The organism is Urbifossiella limnaea, from assembly GCF_007747215.1.
Lineage (GTDB): Bacteria > Planctomycetota > Planctomycetia > Gemmatales > Gemmataceae > Urbifossiella > Urbifossiella limnaea.
Window position 1 is genome coordinate 5,973,890 of sequence record NZ_CP036273.1, and the last position, 15,032, is coordinate 5,988,921.

The following is a 15,032-nucleotide window of genomic DNA, read 5'->3' on the forward strand; positions in this document are numbered from 1 at the left end:
CCCCCGGCTCACCGTGTTTCACTTCACAGCTTCTCGCGCTGCTTCTTGATGGCGTCCACGTCCACCTTGTAGCGCTCGTCGCGGGCCTTCACCAGTTCCTTCCGCACGTCGCCCTCCTTGCCGGCCGACCACATCAGCACCGGCGGACCGATCGGCAGGTCCGTCTTCGGGTCGGGCCACGTGTGCCACACCTTGCCCCACGACTTCAGCAGCCCCTTCAGCAGCTTCTCCTCGCAGTCGATCTTCAGCCCCGGCATGGTCAGCAGCCCGGCGCGGATCTCGTAGTCGTGCGGGTGCCACAGCTGCCGCTCGTCGGCCGGCAACGTCTTGAAGATGTCGTCGCTGACGATGTACTCGACGCCGATGAGCTTGGCGTTGCCGCGGTCCTTGTCGAAAATCACGCACTGGAACACGCCGTCACGGAGCGGCGTGCAGTAGTGGTGCGACTCGACCTGCAGCGACGGGTCGGCCTTGCCCACGTGGAAGGCGCAGACGTGGAGCCCGTAGTCGCCGGCGAACTTGGCGGGATTGATGTTGGCGTTGCTGGGGGTGGGGTCGGTGCAGGGGCAGCGCGGCGGCGGGTCGGCGGCGAGGTAGCGGGGGCCGACACCGAGCATGGCCGCGCCGCCGGCGAGGGCGAGCACGAGCGCGATCCGAACGTTGGTCCGCATGGCGAGCCTCGAAACGTGGGGCGGAGAGGTGCGCGGGCCGGACTCGGCCCGTGGGCGGATTGTATCCGCCGCCCGACCCACAGCGACGGCGAAAGGAGCCCAGCGAGTAGCTCTCCTGCGCCAGCCGCCGCAGGAGCTACATGTCACGAGGAACGCATCAGCGGCCGGCGTCAGGTGCAGGGCGGGGTTCGGCGCCTGTCGGTTTTAGTCGGGCGAGCAATTCTAATAACGCTGCCCGCGAGCGCTCCGCCGGGCAGCGGATGCTGTCCTCGCGTGTCCGGAAGGAATCGCCATCCTGCCAGGACTCGGTGTACCACAGGTTGACGTACCTCCCGTCCGCATACACGCCCACCGACGGCGAGTCCATGAACTCCGGGTACGTCGAGATGCGGGAGAGGAACAGCCGCATGTGCGACGTACCGAAGTACAGGAGTTTAGTCCGAAGGATGTCGGCGACCGTATCCAAGAAGCGAATCATATCCGGCCCACAGTGCCTGGCGCACTCTGGCTGGCAGTAGAAATCGTACACCACTTCGAGATCCCGCACGCCATGCATCCGCCGCGCGTCCGTGGCCGAACGGGTAGGGATACCCAGGCATTCTGGTTCACGGGTTGAACGGCCCGATCCGGGCGACGGTGACCGATCGGGCCGACTCGTCGACCTCGAACATGATCGTCAGCCCCGCCACGAACGTGATCCGCAATCGCCCCGACCGGGATTCACCCTCGGCCAGCGGAGACTGCTTCAGCCGGGCGTTCAGCCTCTCGACCGCCCCCGCCATCCGCTCCCGCACGTCGACCGGAACCGAGACGTAGCAGTCCGCCAGCCGGTCGAGCGGCTGTTTCAGCCAGGTCAGCGCGTACATTGGTCGATCTCTCGCAGCCGTGCCATCACCTGCTCGGCGGTGAACCGGGGGGCGTTCGGGTCCGCCAGCTCGCGGGCCAGTTCCTCGTCGGTCACGCCGAACTCGGGGAACGCCATCCCCGGGCGCGGCTCCGGGATGAACCGGCCGAGCACCTTGCCGTCGGGGCCGATCATGTGCTGCACGCCCACCGCCGAGCCCAACACCGCCGCCAGCGCCTGATCCTGAATGGGAATCGACATCGCTTCTCCTCCGCGGGACTACCCCCATCGTACCCCCCCTGCGGGCGGGCGTATACTACCGGGCATGATCGGCGGGCGGGTCGGGAACTGGTTCGTGGAAGCCCAGATCGGCGACGGGCCGGGCGGGCCGGTCTACGCCGCCCGCGGGTACGACGACCCCGCCCGGCGCGCCGCCGTCAAGGTCTTCCCCGCCGCCACCGACCCCGCCTTCCTCGACCGCTTCGCCGGCGAACTCCTCGCCCTCCAGCGGCTCGACCACCCCAACATCGCCCGCACCTTCGACAGCGGCACCCACGCCGGCCGGGCCTACGTCGCGTCCGAACTCGCCCCCGGCACCGACCTCGCCAGGCAACTCGAAACCGGACGCCTGACGTGGCGCGAGGTGCTCGCCGTCGCGGTGGAAGCCGCCCGCGCCCTCAAGCACGGCCACAACCGTAACTTGCTCCACCGCGACCTCAAGCCGGCGCACCTCGTCCGCGCGCCGGACGGCACCGTGCGGCTCGTCGGGTACGGGCTGGCGAAGGTGTTCCCGCCGCCACTCGACCCGGGCCGCCCGCTGGGCTCGGCGTCGTACCTGCCGCCCGAGACGGCCGGCGGCAAGCCGCCGACGCGCCGCTCCGATCTCTACGCCCTCGGCGGCGTGCTCTACACACTCCTCACCGGCCGGCCGCCGTTCGCCGCCGCGACGCTCGTGGAACTCACGCACAAGCACTGCTACGCCCTCCCGGAGCGGCCGCGGATGCTCGCCCCGGACGTGCCGCTGGAACTCGACGAGTTCGTCTGCACGCTGCTGGCGAAGGAGCCGACGCGGCGGCCGGCGAGTGCCGGGGCGGTGCTCGACGAGCTGGAGCGGATCCGCGGCAAGCTCGAACGGCAGGGCGAGGCGGTGACGTTCCCGCCGAAGCTGAAGCCGGACACGGCCGAGGCGCCGGCGCTCCCCGCTTCGCTCGGCGGCATCGACCCCGATCCCGAGGCGCCGCGGCCGAAGCTGCGCTGGGTGTGGCTCTGGCCGATTCCCGCGGTTTTGGTCGCCGTCGCACTCGGCTACTCCCTCTGGCCGCGGGGCGACGACTTCGACGACGACGCCGTCCGGGACGTGGTGGCGGCGGGCGTGAAGCCGGTGGTGCGGTCGGACGCCGAGCGCGGGTTCCGCCGCGGGCTGGCGCTGGCCGAGGCCGGCGAGGCGGAAGCAGCCCGGCGGGCGTGGCTGGCAGTGACCGCCGGTTTCGGCGGCGTCGAATCCGAGGCGAAGTGGGTGGGGCTCGCGAAGGCCGGGCTGGCGGCGCTGGAGCGACGCGGCCCCGGGGCGCGGCCCGACCGGCGGGCGTTCGACGCGGCACTGGCGCGGGCGAAGGAGTTGCCGCCGGCGGAGCGGACGGCGGCGCTGGACGCGCTCGCGGAGCTTGTGCGCGACGACCCCGCGGCGCTGGAGGCGGTGCGGGCGGCGCGGTGAACCCTACTTCTTCGCCGCCTTCTCGATCACGGCGCGGACGAACGGGCTCTGCACGGCCACCGCCAGGTCCAGCGGGAAGTGGCTCTTCCGCTCCTCGAACGGCGACGTGACCGTGTTCGTGTGCCGCACCAGCGCGAACACCAGCCCCACCACCAGCGGCTCGCCGTCCGGGTACGCCACCAGCGGGGCGCCGCTGTCCCCTTCGAAGTGGGCGTAGTCCACCAGCATCGTCTTCGCCCCAGCGGCGGGCGTCAGCGGGTGGGTGGCGATCGAGCCCTTCCGCAGCAGCGGCCACCCGGCCGGGCTCGCCTCCAGCCGCACCGGGAAGCACGGCACGAACACGTCCTGCCCGGCCCGCACTCTCTTCCGCTTCGCCCACGACTCGTCGGCCACGCGGTCGAACGGGAACGGCGCCAGGTCCACGCCCTTCGGCACGTCCACCCGCAGGGCCGCCACATCCAGCTCGGGGTGCTTCGCCCAGAGCAGTTTGTCGCCGTCGCGGGTGCGAACCTTCCCCTCCTTGCGGGAGAAGGTGCCGCCCTGGCCCGGGGCGCGGTACACGAGCGACACCTCGGGCGTCTTCATGGCGTCGAACACGTGGTGGGCGGTGACGAGGACGTGGACCGGCTCGCCGTCCGGGCCGGGCACCGCGACGAACCAGCCGGTGCCGGAACTGGCCCCGTTGGTGATGCGGACGGTCGCCCGCAGCGCGGCCTCGGCCACGTCCTCGGGCGCCGCCAGGGACGGCGCCGCGGCCGCGACGAGGAACAGGCCGAGGGCGAGTGTGAGGCGCATACGAAGTCTCCGAAAACGAGCCGCGGCCGTAAGGGAGCGGCTGGCGAACACAGCAGACCGCGGTCGCGGATCACCGGTTCAGCAGCCGCTCCCGTTCGGTCGCGGCTCGTGAGGCAGTTCGATCAGCCCGTCAGCGGATGTAGCGGTTGAGGATGTTCTCGATCAGCTCCTGCCGGCCGCTGACGTTGGCGTCGGCGTCGCCCTTCTTGAGCATGTACGCCTCGAGGCTGGCGAAGTCGTGCTTGCCGGCCTCGATCTCGGCGCCCACGCCCGCGTCCCACGTCGCGTACCGCTTCTTCACGACGTCCGCGAGCACGCCGTCCTTGCGGATCGCGGCGGCGATCTTCAGCCCCTGGGCGAAGGCGTCCATGCTGCCGACGTGGGCGTGGAACAGGTCGATCGGCTCGAAGCTCTCGCGCCGCACCTTGGCGTCGAAATTCAGCCCGCCCGCGCCGAGCCCGCCGGCCGCGAGGATGATGAGCATGCTCTGGGCGGTCAGGTACAGGTCGGTCGGGAACTGGTCGGTGTCCCAGCCGAGGAGCGGGTCGCCGCGGTTGGCGTCCACGCTGCCGAGCATGCCGTTGGCCGCGGCGTAGGCCAACTCGTGCCCCATCGTGTGCTTGGCGAGCGTGGCGTGGTTCGTCTCGACGTTGAACTTGAACTCCTTCTCCAGCCCGTAGGTGCGGAGGAAGGCGTGCGAGTTGGCGCAGTCGAAGTCGTACTGGTGGCTGGTCGGCTCGTGCGGCTTCGGCTCGATCAGGAACGCGCCGGTGAAGCCGATCTTCCGCTTGTAGTCCACCGCCATGTGGAAGAACCTGGCGAGGTGGTCGAGCTCGCGCTTCAGGTCGGTGTTCCACAGCGTCATGTAGCCTTCGCGGCCGCCCCAGAACACGTAGTTCTCGCCGCCCAGCTCCTTCGTCACCTCCAGCGCCTTCTTCACCTGCGCCGCGGAGTACGCGAACACGTCGGCGTTGCTGCTGGTGCTGGCGCCGTGGACGAACCGCTTGTTCGAGAACAGGTTCGCCGTGCCCCACAGCAGCTTGATGCCCGTCTCCTTCTGCTTCTGGCCGAGCTTCTTGGCGACGGCGTCGAGGTTCTTGTTGCTGTCGGCGAGGGTCTTCCCCTCGGGCGCCACGTCGCGGTCGTGGAAGCAGTAGAACGGCACGCCGAGCTTCTGCATGAACTCGAACGCCACGTCCACGCGCTTCAGCGCCATGTCGAGCGAGTCGGTGCCGTCCTCCCACGGGCGGATCGCGCAGCCGGGGCCGAACGGGTCGGAGCCGGTGCCGCGGAACGTGTGCCAGTAGCAGACGGCGAACCGGAGGTGGTCCGCCATCGACTTCCCCTCGACCAGCTCGGCGGGGTTGTAGTGCCGGTAGGCGAGCGGGTTCTTGCTGTCCGGCCCCTCGTAGGGGATGCGGTCGGGCACGTCGGGGAAGTAGCTCATCGGGCGCTCTCGGGAGGGGGTTGCGGTGTGGGAAACGTAGCGGAATCGGCGGCGGGCGTCACCCCGCCAGCGCCGCGAGCAGCGCCTTCGTGAACGCCGGCAGGTCGTCCGGGGTGCGGCTCGTGATGACGTGGCCGTCCACCACCACCTCGCGGTCCACGAACGTCGCCCCGGCGTTCTCCATGTCGTCGCGGATCGAGTGAAACCCGGTCGCCGTCCGCCCCTTCAGCGCGGTCGTCGAGCACAGTACCCACGGGCCGTGGCAGATCGCCGCCAGCGGTTTGGCCCGCGCGTGCAGCCCGCGCACCAGCTCCAGCATCGCACCCGAGCGCCGCACGTAGTCCGGGGCGAACCCGCCGGGGATCACCACGCCGTCGAAGTCGGCGGCCTTCGCGTCGGCCGCGGCGAGTGAGGTCTTGGCGGGATAGCCGAGCTTGCTCGGGTACGTCTTGCCGGCCTCGGGGCCGACGAGCTCCACGACGGCCCCCGCCTCGCGGAGGCGGAGCGTCGGGTACCACAACTCCAGTTCCTCGTACTTCTGTTCGACCAGGACGGCGACGCGCTTGCCGGACAGGTTCACGGCGGGCTCCGGTTGGGAGGGCGGGCGGAGGCCGATTGTACGGACCCATCCGCCAGGCGGGGTTTGGTTCCGGGGCGGGACGCCGCTATGAGTACAATGGCCCTGTCTGCCCCGGCCCGCCTCTCCACCGGCCGACCCGGAGCGTCCCGCGATGACCGACCCACTCGCCGGCCCGTACAACCGCGACCTGCTGGACGCGGTCTACCAGCAGTTCCGCGCCGACCCCGGCTCCGTTGACCCGACGTGGCGGGCGTTCTTCGCGGGGATGGAGTTCGCGGGCGCGAGTGGCGCCCCGACCGGGCACGCGGCCGGCTCCGACGCCCCCGACCTGCGCCTGCAAACGGGCGTCGTCCGACTCGTGTTCTGGTACCGCCAGGCCGGACACCTCCAGGCGGACATCGACCCCCTCCGCACCGAGCCGCTGCCGCCGCACCCGTTCCTCCGGCTCGAAAACTTCGGCCTCTCCGAAGCCGACCTCGACCGCACCGTGGACGCCTCGATGCACTTCGGCATCGGCGGCCCGGCGAGGCTCCGCGACCTGATCGCGGCGCTGGAGGACACCTACTGCCGCACCGTCGGCGTCGAGTACATGCACATCGACTCGCTGGAAGTCCGCCACTGGCTCGGCGGGCGGATGGAGCCGACGCACAACCGGCCCCACTTCCCGCACCGCAAGCAGTACCGCACCCTGTTCACGCTCCACCAGGCGGAGCTGTTCGAGAAGTTCCTCCACACCAAGTACGTCGGCCAGAAGCGATTCTCGCTCGAAGGCGGCGAGACGCTCATCCCCGTGCTCGACGCGCTGGTCGAGCAGGCGCCCGGCCTGGGGGCGAAGGAGCTGGTCATCGGCATGGCCCACCGCGGCCGGCTGAACGTGCTCGCCAACGTGCTGCGGAAGCCGTTCGAGGAAATCTTCAACGAGTTCGAGGACAACTTCCTCCCCGACTCGTTCAGCGGCGACGGCGACGTCAAGTACCACCTCGGCTTCTCGGCCGACATCGCCACGGCCGACGGCGGCACCGTTCACCTGTCGGTCGCGCCCAACCCGAGCCACCTGGAGATCGTCAACCCGGTGGTCGAGGGCCGCGTCCGCGCCAAGCAGCGGCTCCACGGCGACACCGAGCGCACCACCGGCGTCCCCATTCTGATCCACGGCGACGCCGCGTTCGCCGGGCAGGGTGTCGTCATGGAGACGCTGAACCTCTCGAACCTCGCCGGCTACCGGACCGGCGGCACCGTCCACATCGTCGTGAACAACCAGATCGGGTTCACGACGAACCCGCGCGACTCGCGCAGCACCGAGTACTGCACCGACATCGCCAAGTACATCCAGGCGCCGGTCTTCCACGTGAACGCCGAGGACCCGGAGGCGTGCGTGTACGCCGCGGAGCTCGCGTTCGAATTCCGCCAGCGGTTCAAGCGCGACGTGGTGATCGACCTGGTGTGCTACCGCAAGTGGGGCCACAACGAGGGCGACGAGCCGGCGTTCACGCAGCCGCTGGAGTACAAGAACATCCGCGCCCGCGACCCCATCAGCAAGGTGTACAGCCGGGCGCTCGTGGAGGGGCCGAGCGCCTTCACCGAGGAGATGACCAGCGCCATCGAGACGGAGTTCCACCAGAAGCTGGAGGAGGCGGTTCGGGAGGCCGACCGCGCCGCCGCCGAGTACCGCTCGAAGCTGGACCAGGCGCTGAAGGCGGTCAAGAGCGGCCCGCCGCGGAAGCGCGGCATGGAAGGGTTCTCCGGCCGCTGGAAGGGGCTCACCAAGGCGTACACCCACGACGCGCTTCCCACCGGCGCGCCGCTCGCCACGCTCGACCGCATCGCCGACGCCGTCGGCAGCTTTCCCGAGGGCTTCACCCCGCACGAGAAGCTGCGGCCGATCCTGGAGAAGCGGCGCGACAACATCAAGAGCCGCAAGCCGGTGGACTGGGGCACGGCCGAGTCGCTGGCGTTCGGCAGCCTGGTGCTGGAGGGCACCGCGGTCCGCCTCAGCGGGCAGGACAGCCGCCGCGGCACGTTCACCCACCGGCACGCCGTCGTCATCGACTCGACCACCGGCGCGCCGCACTACCCGCTGGCGAACCTGGACCCGAAGCAGGCGCCGTTCGAGGTGTTCGACAGCTCGCTGTCCGAGATGGCGGTGATGGGGTTCGAGTTCGGGTACGCGATGGACGACCCCGGCTCGCTGGTGATGTGGGAGGCGCAGTTCGGCGACTTCGCCAACGGCGCGCAGGTGGTCATCGACCAGTTTCTCACGTCGTGCGAGTCGAAGTGGAACCGGTCGAACGGCCTCGTGCTGCTGCTGCCGCACGGGTACGAGGGGCAAGGCCCGGAGCACTCCAGCGCCCGGCTCGAACGGTTCCTGCTGATGTGCGCCGAGGACAACATCCAGGTGGCGTACCCGACCACGCCGGCGCAAATCTTCCACCTCCTGCGGCGGCAGGTGAAGCGGAGCTTCCGCAAGCCGCTGATCGTGATGACGCCCAAGAGCCTGCTGCGGCTGCCGGCCGCGGTGTCTCCGGTCGAGGACTTTGCCGCCGGCGGCTTCCGCGAGGTGATCGACGACACGCTGCCGGACCCGGCCGCGGTGACGCGCGTGGTGGTGTGCTCGGGCAAGGTGTACTACGACCTGATGGTTCAGCGCGAGAAGCTCGGCACGAAGGCGGTGGCGGTGGTGCGGCTGGAACAGTTCTACCCGTGGCCGGAGGAGCAACTGCACGCCGTGCTGAGCCGCTACCGCCGCGCGACGGAGTGGGTGTGGGCGCAGGAGGAGTCGCAGAACATGGGCGGCTGGTTCTTCGTCGAGCCGCGGGTGCGGGCGATGGGGTTCCCGTTCGAGTACGTCGGCCGCGACGCCAGCGCCAGCCCGGCGACCGGCTCGCACCACGCCCACGAGGTCGAGCAGCGCGAGCTGGTGGAGGCGGCGTTCGGCGGCGCGGTGCCGCACCTGGTGGCGCTGAGCAAGCCGGCGGCGAACGGGAAGAACGGCAGCCACGCGCCGCAGAAGGCGGAGGCGGGCGCGAAGTAGGCGAGCCGCGCCCCGCGCGGGGCCGGGTGGCGAGTCACATTCGAGGAACCCACGATGCCGGTCGAGCAGGTGCGGGTGCCGCGGGCGGGGGAGTCGATCGCCGAGGGGACGCTGAACCGCTGGCTGAAGCCGGACGGGGCGTTCGTGAACGTGGACGACCCGCTGTTCGAACTCGGCACCGACAAGGCGACGCAGGAGGTGGCCGCGCAGGTCGCCGGAGTCCTCAAGATCCTCGTGAAGGAGGGGGAGACGGTCGCCGTGGAATCGGTGGTCGCGTCGATCGACACGGACGCGAAGGCCCCGGCGCCGCCTGCGGCTTCGCGGTCCGCGGCAGCGGAACCGCCACGCGAAAGCGCAAAGCCGCAGGCGGCAACTCAACCCGCGCCCGGCCCCGCCGCCTCGCGGCTGCTCGCGGAAGCGGGCGTGAGCGCCACCGCGGTGGCCGGAACCGCCCCCGGCGGCCGCGTCACGAAGGGCGACGTGATCGCGCACACCGACGCGCCGAAGAAGCCCGCGAACGGCACCCCGCCGCCGCCGAAGCCCGCGGCGCCCGCCCCGGCCCCCGGCTCCCGTATCACCCGTCAGCCGATGTCGCCGATCCGCAAGCGGATCGCGGAACGGCTGCTCGCGTCGCAGAACACGACCGCCACGCTGACGACGTTCAACGAGGCGGACATGACCGCCATCCAGGAGCTGCGGGCGAAGTACAACGAGCGGTTCGAGAAGAAGCACGGCGCCAAGCTCGGCTTCATGTCCGTGTTCGTAAAGGCGGCGGTCGAGGCGCTGAAGGCGTTCCCGCTCGTCAACGCCCGCATCGACGGCTCCGACATCGTTCACCAGCACTTCTACGACATCGGCGTCGCGGTCAGCACCGAGAAGGGGCTGATGGTGCCGGTGCTGCGCGGGGCCGACGACCTCGGTTTCGCCGACATCGAGAAGCGGATCGGCGAGTTGGCGAAGAAGGCCCGCGACGGCAAGATTTCGGTTACGGACCTGGAGGGCGGCACGTTCACGATCACGAACGGCGGCACGTTCGGGTCGATGATGAGCACGCCGATCCTGAACCCGCCGCAGGTGGCGATCCTGGGGATGCACAGCATCATCAAGCGGCCGGTGGCGGTGAACGACGCGGTGGTGATCCGCCCGATGATGTACCTGGCTCTGAGCTACGACCACCGCCTCATCGACGGCCGCGACGCGGTGCAGTTCCTGGTGCGGGTCAAGGAGTGCGTCGAGAACCCCGAGCGGATGCTGCTGGATATTTGAATCAGGAGGTTGGCCGCAAAAAGGCACAAAAGACGCAAAATAGAAGAGGACGAACTGGGAGTTCGGGTCGAACTCTGTCTCTCTTCATTTTGTGACTTTTGTGCCTTTTTGCGGCCAAACTCGGGAGTGCCCTCATGGCGGACGAGTACGACCTGGTGGTGATCGGCGCCGGGCCGGGCGGGTACACCGCGGCCATCCGCGCGGCGCAGCTGAAGATGAAGGTGGCGTGCGTCGAGAAGCGCGCCGGGAAGGCGCTCGGCGGCACCTGCCTGAACGTCGGCTGTATCCCCAGCAAGGCGCTGCTCGACAGTTCCGAGCACTACGAAGCCGCGCTGCACAAGCTCGCCCGCCACGGCGTGAAGGTGAGCGGCGTCCAGCTCGACCTGCCGACGATGCTCGCCCGCAAGGACAAGGTCGTCAAGGAACTCACCGGCGGCGTCGCGTTCCTGTTCAAGAAGTACGGCGTCACGCCGGTCTACGGCGCCGCGAAACTGCTGAAGGGGAACGCCGTCGAGGTGGCCGGCGAGGACGGCAAGACGACCACGCTGAAGGCCAAGAACGTGCTGCTGGCCACCGGCAGCGAGAGCGTCGAGCTGCCGTTCCTGAAGTACGACGGCAAGCACGTCGTGAGTTCCACCGAGGCGCTGAACTTCAGCCCCGTGCCGAAGCACCTCATCGTGGTGGGCGGCGGGTACATCGGCCTCGAACTCGGCTCCGTGTGGAAGCGGCTCGGCGCGAAGGTGACCGTCGTCGAGTTCCTGCCGCGCATCCTGGCCATCAGCGACGGCGAGGTCGCGGCCGAGGTGTTCAAGCTCCTCAAGCAGCAGGGGATGGAGTTCCACCTGGAAACGAAGGTGACCGGCGCCGCCATCAAGGGCGACACCGTGACCGTGACGGCGCAGGCGAAAGACGGCAAGGAGTTGAAGTTCGAGGGCGACCGCGTGCTGGTGGCGGTCGGCCGGCGGCCGTTCACAGCGGGGCTCGGGCTCGACGAGGCGGGCGTGACGTACGACCCGAAGACGCGGCAGATCCCCGTGGACGAGTCGTTCCGCACGAACGTCCCCGGCGTGTACGCGATCGGCGACCTGATCGCCGGCCCGATGCTGGCACACAAGGCGAGCGAGGAAGGCGTGGTGTTCGCAGAGCGGCTGGCGGGGATGAAGCCGCACATCAACTACGACGCGATCCCGAGCGTCATCTACATCTGGCCGGAGGTGGCGAGCGTCGGGAAGACGGAGGAGCAGGTGAAGGAGACGGGGAAGCCGTACAAGGTGGGCCGGTTCAAGTTCGCGGCAACCGGCCGGGCGAAGGCGATGGACGAGCAGGACGGCTTCGTGAAGGTGATCGCGGACGAGAAGACGGACCGCGTGCTGGGCGTCCACATCCTGGGGCCGCGGGCGAGCGACCTGATCGCCGAGTGCGTGACGGTGATGGAGTACCACGGCAGCGCCGAGGACATCGCCCGCTGCACCCACGGCCACCCGACGCTGAGCGAGGCCGTCGGCGAGGCGGCGCGGATGGCGTACGCCGGGATGCCGCTGAACTCGTGAGTCGAGCGGAACCCGGGGACTGACCGTCCCCGGGCTTTCCCGTGCATCACTTCTTCAGCGACCTCACCCACTCGCGCATCAGCGCGGCGCCGCGCTCGTCCACCTTCGTGCTCGCCAGCGGCGGCATCTGACCCGGGCCGCGCAGGCCCAGCCGGTGGACCAGCACGCTCCGCTCCGGGTGGCCCGGCGCCACCAGCTTCGCGTCCGGCAGGTCGAACGTCTGGTGCAGCGGCTTCACGTCGAGAATCCGCATCTTGTCGAGCTCCCGCGTGAACTCCAGCTCCATCGCCGCGTTGCCGCCGCCGGCCTCGACGTGGCACGACGAGCAGTTCACGTGCAGCCACGACCGCGCCCGCGCGTCCAGCGGCTGCTTCGCGTCGTAGGGGTCCACCAGCGCCGTCATGTCGGTCGGGAAGCGCGTGAACAGCGACGACGGCCGCGGCTCGCGCTGCCCCGGCTGCTGACCGTTCTCGGCGCCCTTCACGCGGCCCTTCGCCTCGCCGGCCCAGTCGTGGCGGAACAAGCCCAGCCGCTCGAACGCCCGCACCTGGTTCTCCGGCCGGCCGCCGTAGTCCTGGGTGCGGTTCAGCTGCGACGTGCAGAGGCCGAGCACGTACTCCTGCGCCCGGCTGTGGCACACCATGCATTCGGCCCGGCTCGGATAGTGCCACGCCACCTTCTCGCCGCCGTTCGGCGTGCGCCGCACGAACTCGCGGTCGGCGCCCGCCGCCGGCAGCAGCGTCGCGTCGGTGCCCTCCGCGTTCCACTCGTAGCTGTAGCCGTACCACTCGCCGCCCTGCCGCGTCAGGAAGCGCGTCTCCACCCACCGGCGCGCGTTCGGCCCGCGGTCGACGTGGTCGATGGCGAAGCTCTTCACGATCACCGTGCCGTCGGGGAACGACCAGCCGCGGTTCCCCTTGTAGCCCACCCCGGTGCCGCCGGGCAGGGCGAGGTAGCGGACCTTGAACAGCCCGTCGGACCAGAACGGCGCGTTCACCGAATACGGCAGCACGCCCGCCGCCATCGTGTGGTCGCGGACCGACGCGAACAGCCCGCTCGCGGACAGCGTGCGCGGGAAGCCGGTGTCGGCGGGCGCGGGGTTCGGTTCGAGCGTGAAGAACCCGCCCGTCCCGTCCGCGGCGTGGTCGCAGATCAGCAGTTCGCCGCGGGCGTCGAGCGCGAACGCGGTGATCTTCAGCGTCGTGACGGCGATCTTCTTGTGCCACAGGAGGCGCGTGCCGTCGTGCTTCACGGCCCAGATGTGGCCCGTGCTGTAGTCGCCGTAGATGTAGGCGCCCACCAACTCGGGTAGCTTCGTGCCGCGGTACACGACGCCGCCGGTGAGCGACCGCGCCTCGGCGTGCGAGTGCTCGACCGTCGGCGGCGTCACCGGCGTCGGCCCGGCCTTCCGCTGCGGGAAGAACGGGTAGCTCCCCTCGGTCACGCTCCAGCCGTAGTTGTCGCCCTTCTTCACGAGGTGGGCGTACTCCCACAGGTCTTGCCCGTTCTGCCCGAGCCAGATTTGGCCGCTCACCGGGTCGCAGGTGATGCGCCACGGGTTGCGCGTCCCGTAGGCCCACGTCTCGGGCACGAACCGCGCGTCGGTCACGAACGGGTTGTCCGCCGGCACGCTGTACTGCTTCCCGGCCGCGGGGCGGTCCACGTCGATGCGCAACACCTTTGCCAGGATGCTGTCGGGCTTCTGGCCCACGTTGTTCGTGTCGGAGTCGGAGGTGCCGTCGCCGCTGGTCACGTAGAACTTGCCGTCGTTGCCGAAGCACATCGCGAGCCCGTTGTGCCCGTCGGACTCCCACTCGATGATGGTGGCGGCGCTGGCCGCGTCGAGCGCGTACGGCGCCTTCGTCTGCATGGTGTAGCGGGTGACGTGGCACTTCTTCTTCGTCCCCTTCGCGCCGCCGTTCCAGCCGACGTACACGTAGCCGTTCTCGGCGAACTTCGGGTGGAAGGTGAAGTCCGTCGCCGTGCCCTCGTGCGGCGTGTCGAGCAGCTTCACGGCGTCCTTCGCGCTGGCGCCGTGGTGGGTGAAGCGCCACAGCGTCGTCGGGCCGTAGCTCCGCGGCTGCGTAAGAAGCAACATCTGGTCGGTGCCCGGCACCGGCTTCACCTGGATCGGGTAGCCGGGCCGGTAGTCGGCGATGCCCCGCACGGCCCGGTACGGCGGCGGCGGGTCGGGGAAGCCGACGACGGTGCTGGTCGTCAGCGGCGGCAGAGATTCGAGCCCGACCGGCTGCGCCGACGTGCGGGCGTCGGGGCCGACGAACTTGAGGTCGGCGAAGTCTTCCGTCTGGTGGAAGAACGCGCTCAGTTTCTTCTCGCGGATCGGGGCCACGCACGACAGCTCGGGGCCGTCCCAACCCTGGTGGTAGTCGAACCGGCACAGGTTGAACGCCCAGCTCTCGCCGGGCGCGGGGCGGCCGCCGGTCTTGAGGAAGTCGGTCCACGGGATGCGCCCCTCGACGGCCCACCCCTTCGCGCCGCCGGCCTTCGCCGCGTTCAGCGGGCCGTCCACCTTCACCCGCGACTCGATGTGGAAGTCGCCGGCCTTCTTCTGCTTCTGGAAGTCGTCGAAGTTCAGCTTCGGGAAGAAGGCGTCGAACTTGGTGTTGAGGGCGTTCACCTGGAACTCGTAGTAGCCGGCCTTGCCGCGGTCGGGGCGGAAGAACAGTTCGAACACGTCGTCGTTCCACGTGTCGCCGTCGTGCTCCTTCACGGCGGCGCGGAGGTCGCTGTCCTCCATCTCGGCGAAGAAGTACAGGTACTCGCGGTCCCACAGCAGCCTGGCCTTCGTGGCCGTGCGCGACAGCCGGGCCTTCTCCTTCAGCCACGGCAGGTGGAACGAGTCGATCGGCTGGGCGTGCGCCCAGGCGGCGTCGTCGGCCTTGCCGTCGAGGCTAATCGGCGTGTCGGCCCAGCGGCACTCGAAGCGCGTCGGCGGCGCCGCGGCGAGCGGCGCGGGAATGGGGTGGTCCGCGGCCGGCGCGTCGGTGCGGACGGCGAGCACCGCGGCGGCGAGGGCGGCGAGGCCGGCGAGGGGGACGGCGCGGCGTGTCATGCGGGCGGCCCGGGGGTGGAGGTGGGGAGGAAAGCTATGATACCCTCGCCGTCCGCGGGGG

Annotated in this window: 12 protein-coding genes; 4 read left to right on the top strand and 8 right to left on the bottom strand. The window is 70.0% G+C overall.

Going from position 1 to position 15,032, the window contains the following annotated elements:
- Positions 1 to 23: 23 nt before the first annotated feature.
- The 4 genes from ETAA1_RS24335 to ETAA1_RS24350 all read right to left on the bottom strand — a co-directional run bounded on the left by ETAA1_RS24335 (position 24) and on the right by ETAA1_RS24350 (position 1,776).
- Positions 24 to 671: a DUF1264 domain-containing protein gene (locus ETAA1_RS24335; RefSeq protein ID WP_145243086.1), complete on the bottom strand. Its 648-nt coding sequence runs from the start codon at positions 669 to 671 to the stop codon at positions 24 to 26.
- Between the two features lie 157 nt (positions 672 to 828).
- On the bottom strand, positions 829 to 1,218 hold the full coding sequence (locus ETAA1_RS24340; protein WP_145243087.1) for a hypothetical protein: 390 nt from the start codon (positions 1,216 to 1,218) through the stop codon (positions 829 to 831).
- Between the two features lie 58 nt (positions 1,219 to 1,276).
- Positions 1,277 to 1,537, bottom strand: coding sequence for a hypothetical protein (locus ETAA1_RS24345; RefSeq protein ID WP_145243088.1), 261 nt, complete (start codon positions 1,535 to 1,537; stop codon positions 1,277 to 1,279).
- Positions 1,525 to 1,776 (bottom strand): hypothetical protein, encoded by a 252-nt coding sequence (locus ETAA1_RS24350; RefSeq protein ID WP_145243089.1) that lies wholly within the window; start codon positions 1,774 to 1,776, stop codon positions 1,525 to 1,527. Before ETAA1_RS24350 ends, ETAA1_RS24345 begins: the two co-directional genes overlap by 13 nt.
- 64 nt (positions 1,777 to 1,840) lie before the next feature.
- On the opposite strand from ETAA1_RS24350, the gene ETAA1_RS24355 reads away from it, so the two are divergent.
- Complete coding sequence (locus ETAA1_RS24355; protein ID WP_202920382.1) at positions 1,841 to 3,229, top strand: serine/threonine protein kinase; 1,389 nt, start codon at positions 1,841 to 1,843, stop codon at positions 3,227 to 3,229.
- Positions 3,230 to 3,232: 3 nt separating this feature from the next.
- Here ETAA1_RS24355 and ETAA1_RS24360 read toward each other — a convergent pair whose 3' ends face one another.
- The 3 genes from ETAA1_RS24360 to ETAA1_RS24370 form a co-directional block, all read right to left on the bottom strand.
- Positions 3,233 to 4,024, bottom strand: a complete 792-nt coding sequence (locus ETAA1_RS24360; RefSeq protein WP_145243091.1) for a trypsin-like serine peptidase — start codon at positions 4,022 to 4,024, stop codon at positions 3,233 to 3,235.
- A gap of 130 nt (positions 4,025 to 4,154) precedes the next feature.
- Positions 4,155 to 5,471: a xylose isomerase gene (xylA, locus tag ETAA1_RS24365; RefSeq protein ID WP_145243092.1), complete on the bottom strand. Its 1,317-nt coding sequence runs from the start codon at positions 5,469 to 5,471 to the stop codon at positions 4,155 to 4,157.
- 58 nt (positions 5,472 to 5,529) lie between these two features.
- A complete protein-coding gene (locus ETAA1_RS24370) occupies positions 5,530 to 6,051 on the bottom strand; it encodes a type 1 glutamine amidotransferase domain-containing protein (RefSeq protein WP_145243093.1) in 522 nt (173 codons plus the stop codon).
- 151 nt (positions 6,052 to 6,202) lie between these two features.
- On the opposite strand from ETAA1_RS24370, the gene ETAA1_RS24375 reads away from it, so the two are divergent.
- The 3 genes from ETAA1_RS24375 (at position 6,203) to lpdA (ending at position 11,898) form a co-directional block, all read left to right on the top strand.
- Entirely contained in the window at positions 6,203 to 9,082 is a 2,880-nt protein-coding gene (locus ETAA1_RS24375; protein ID WP_145243094.1) for a 2-oxoglutarate dehydrogenase E1 component, read from the top strand.
- A 54-nt stretch (positions 9,083 to 9,136) separates the two neighbouring features.
- The gene (gene odhB / locus ETAA1_RS24380) at positions 9,137 to 10,348 is read left to right on the top strand and encodes a 2-oxoglutarate dehydrogenase complex dihydrolipoyllysine-residue succinyltransferase (RefSeq protein ID WP_145243095.1); all 1,212 of its coding nucleotides are present in this window, start codon (positions 9,137 to 9,139) and stop codon (positions 10,346 to 10,348) included.
- A gap of 134 nt (positions 10,349 to 10,482) precedes the next feature.
- Complete coding sequence (gene lpdA, locus ETAA1_RS24385) at positions 10,483 to 11,898, top strand: dihydrolipoyl dehydrogenase (RefSeq protein ID WP_145243096.1); 1,416 nt, start codon at positions 10,483 to 10,485, stop codon at positions 11,896 to 11,898.
- Positions 11,899 to 11,944: 46 nt separating this feature from the next.
- Here lpdA and ETAA1_RS24390 read toward each other — a convergent pair whose 3' ends face one another.
- Complete coding sequence (locus tag ETAA1_RS24390) at positions 11,945 to 14,971, bottom strand: PQQ-dependent sugar dehydrogenase (RefSeq protein ID WP_145243097.1); 3,027 nt, start codon at positions 14,969 to 14,971, stop codon at positions 11,945 to 11,947.
- Positions 14,972 to 15,032: the final 61 nt, after the last annotated feature.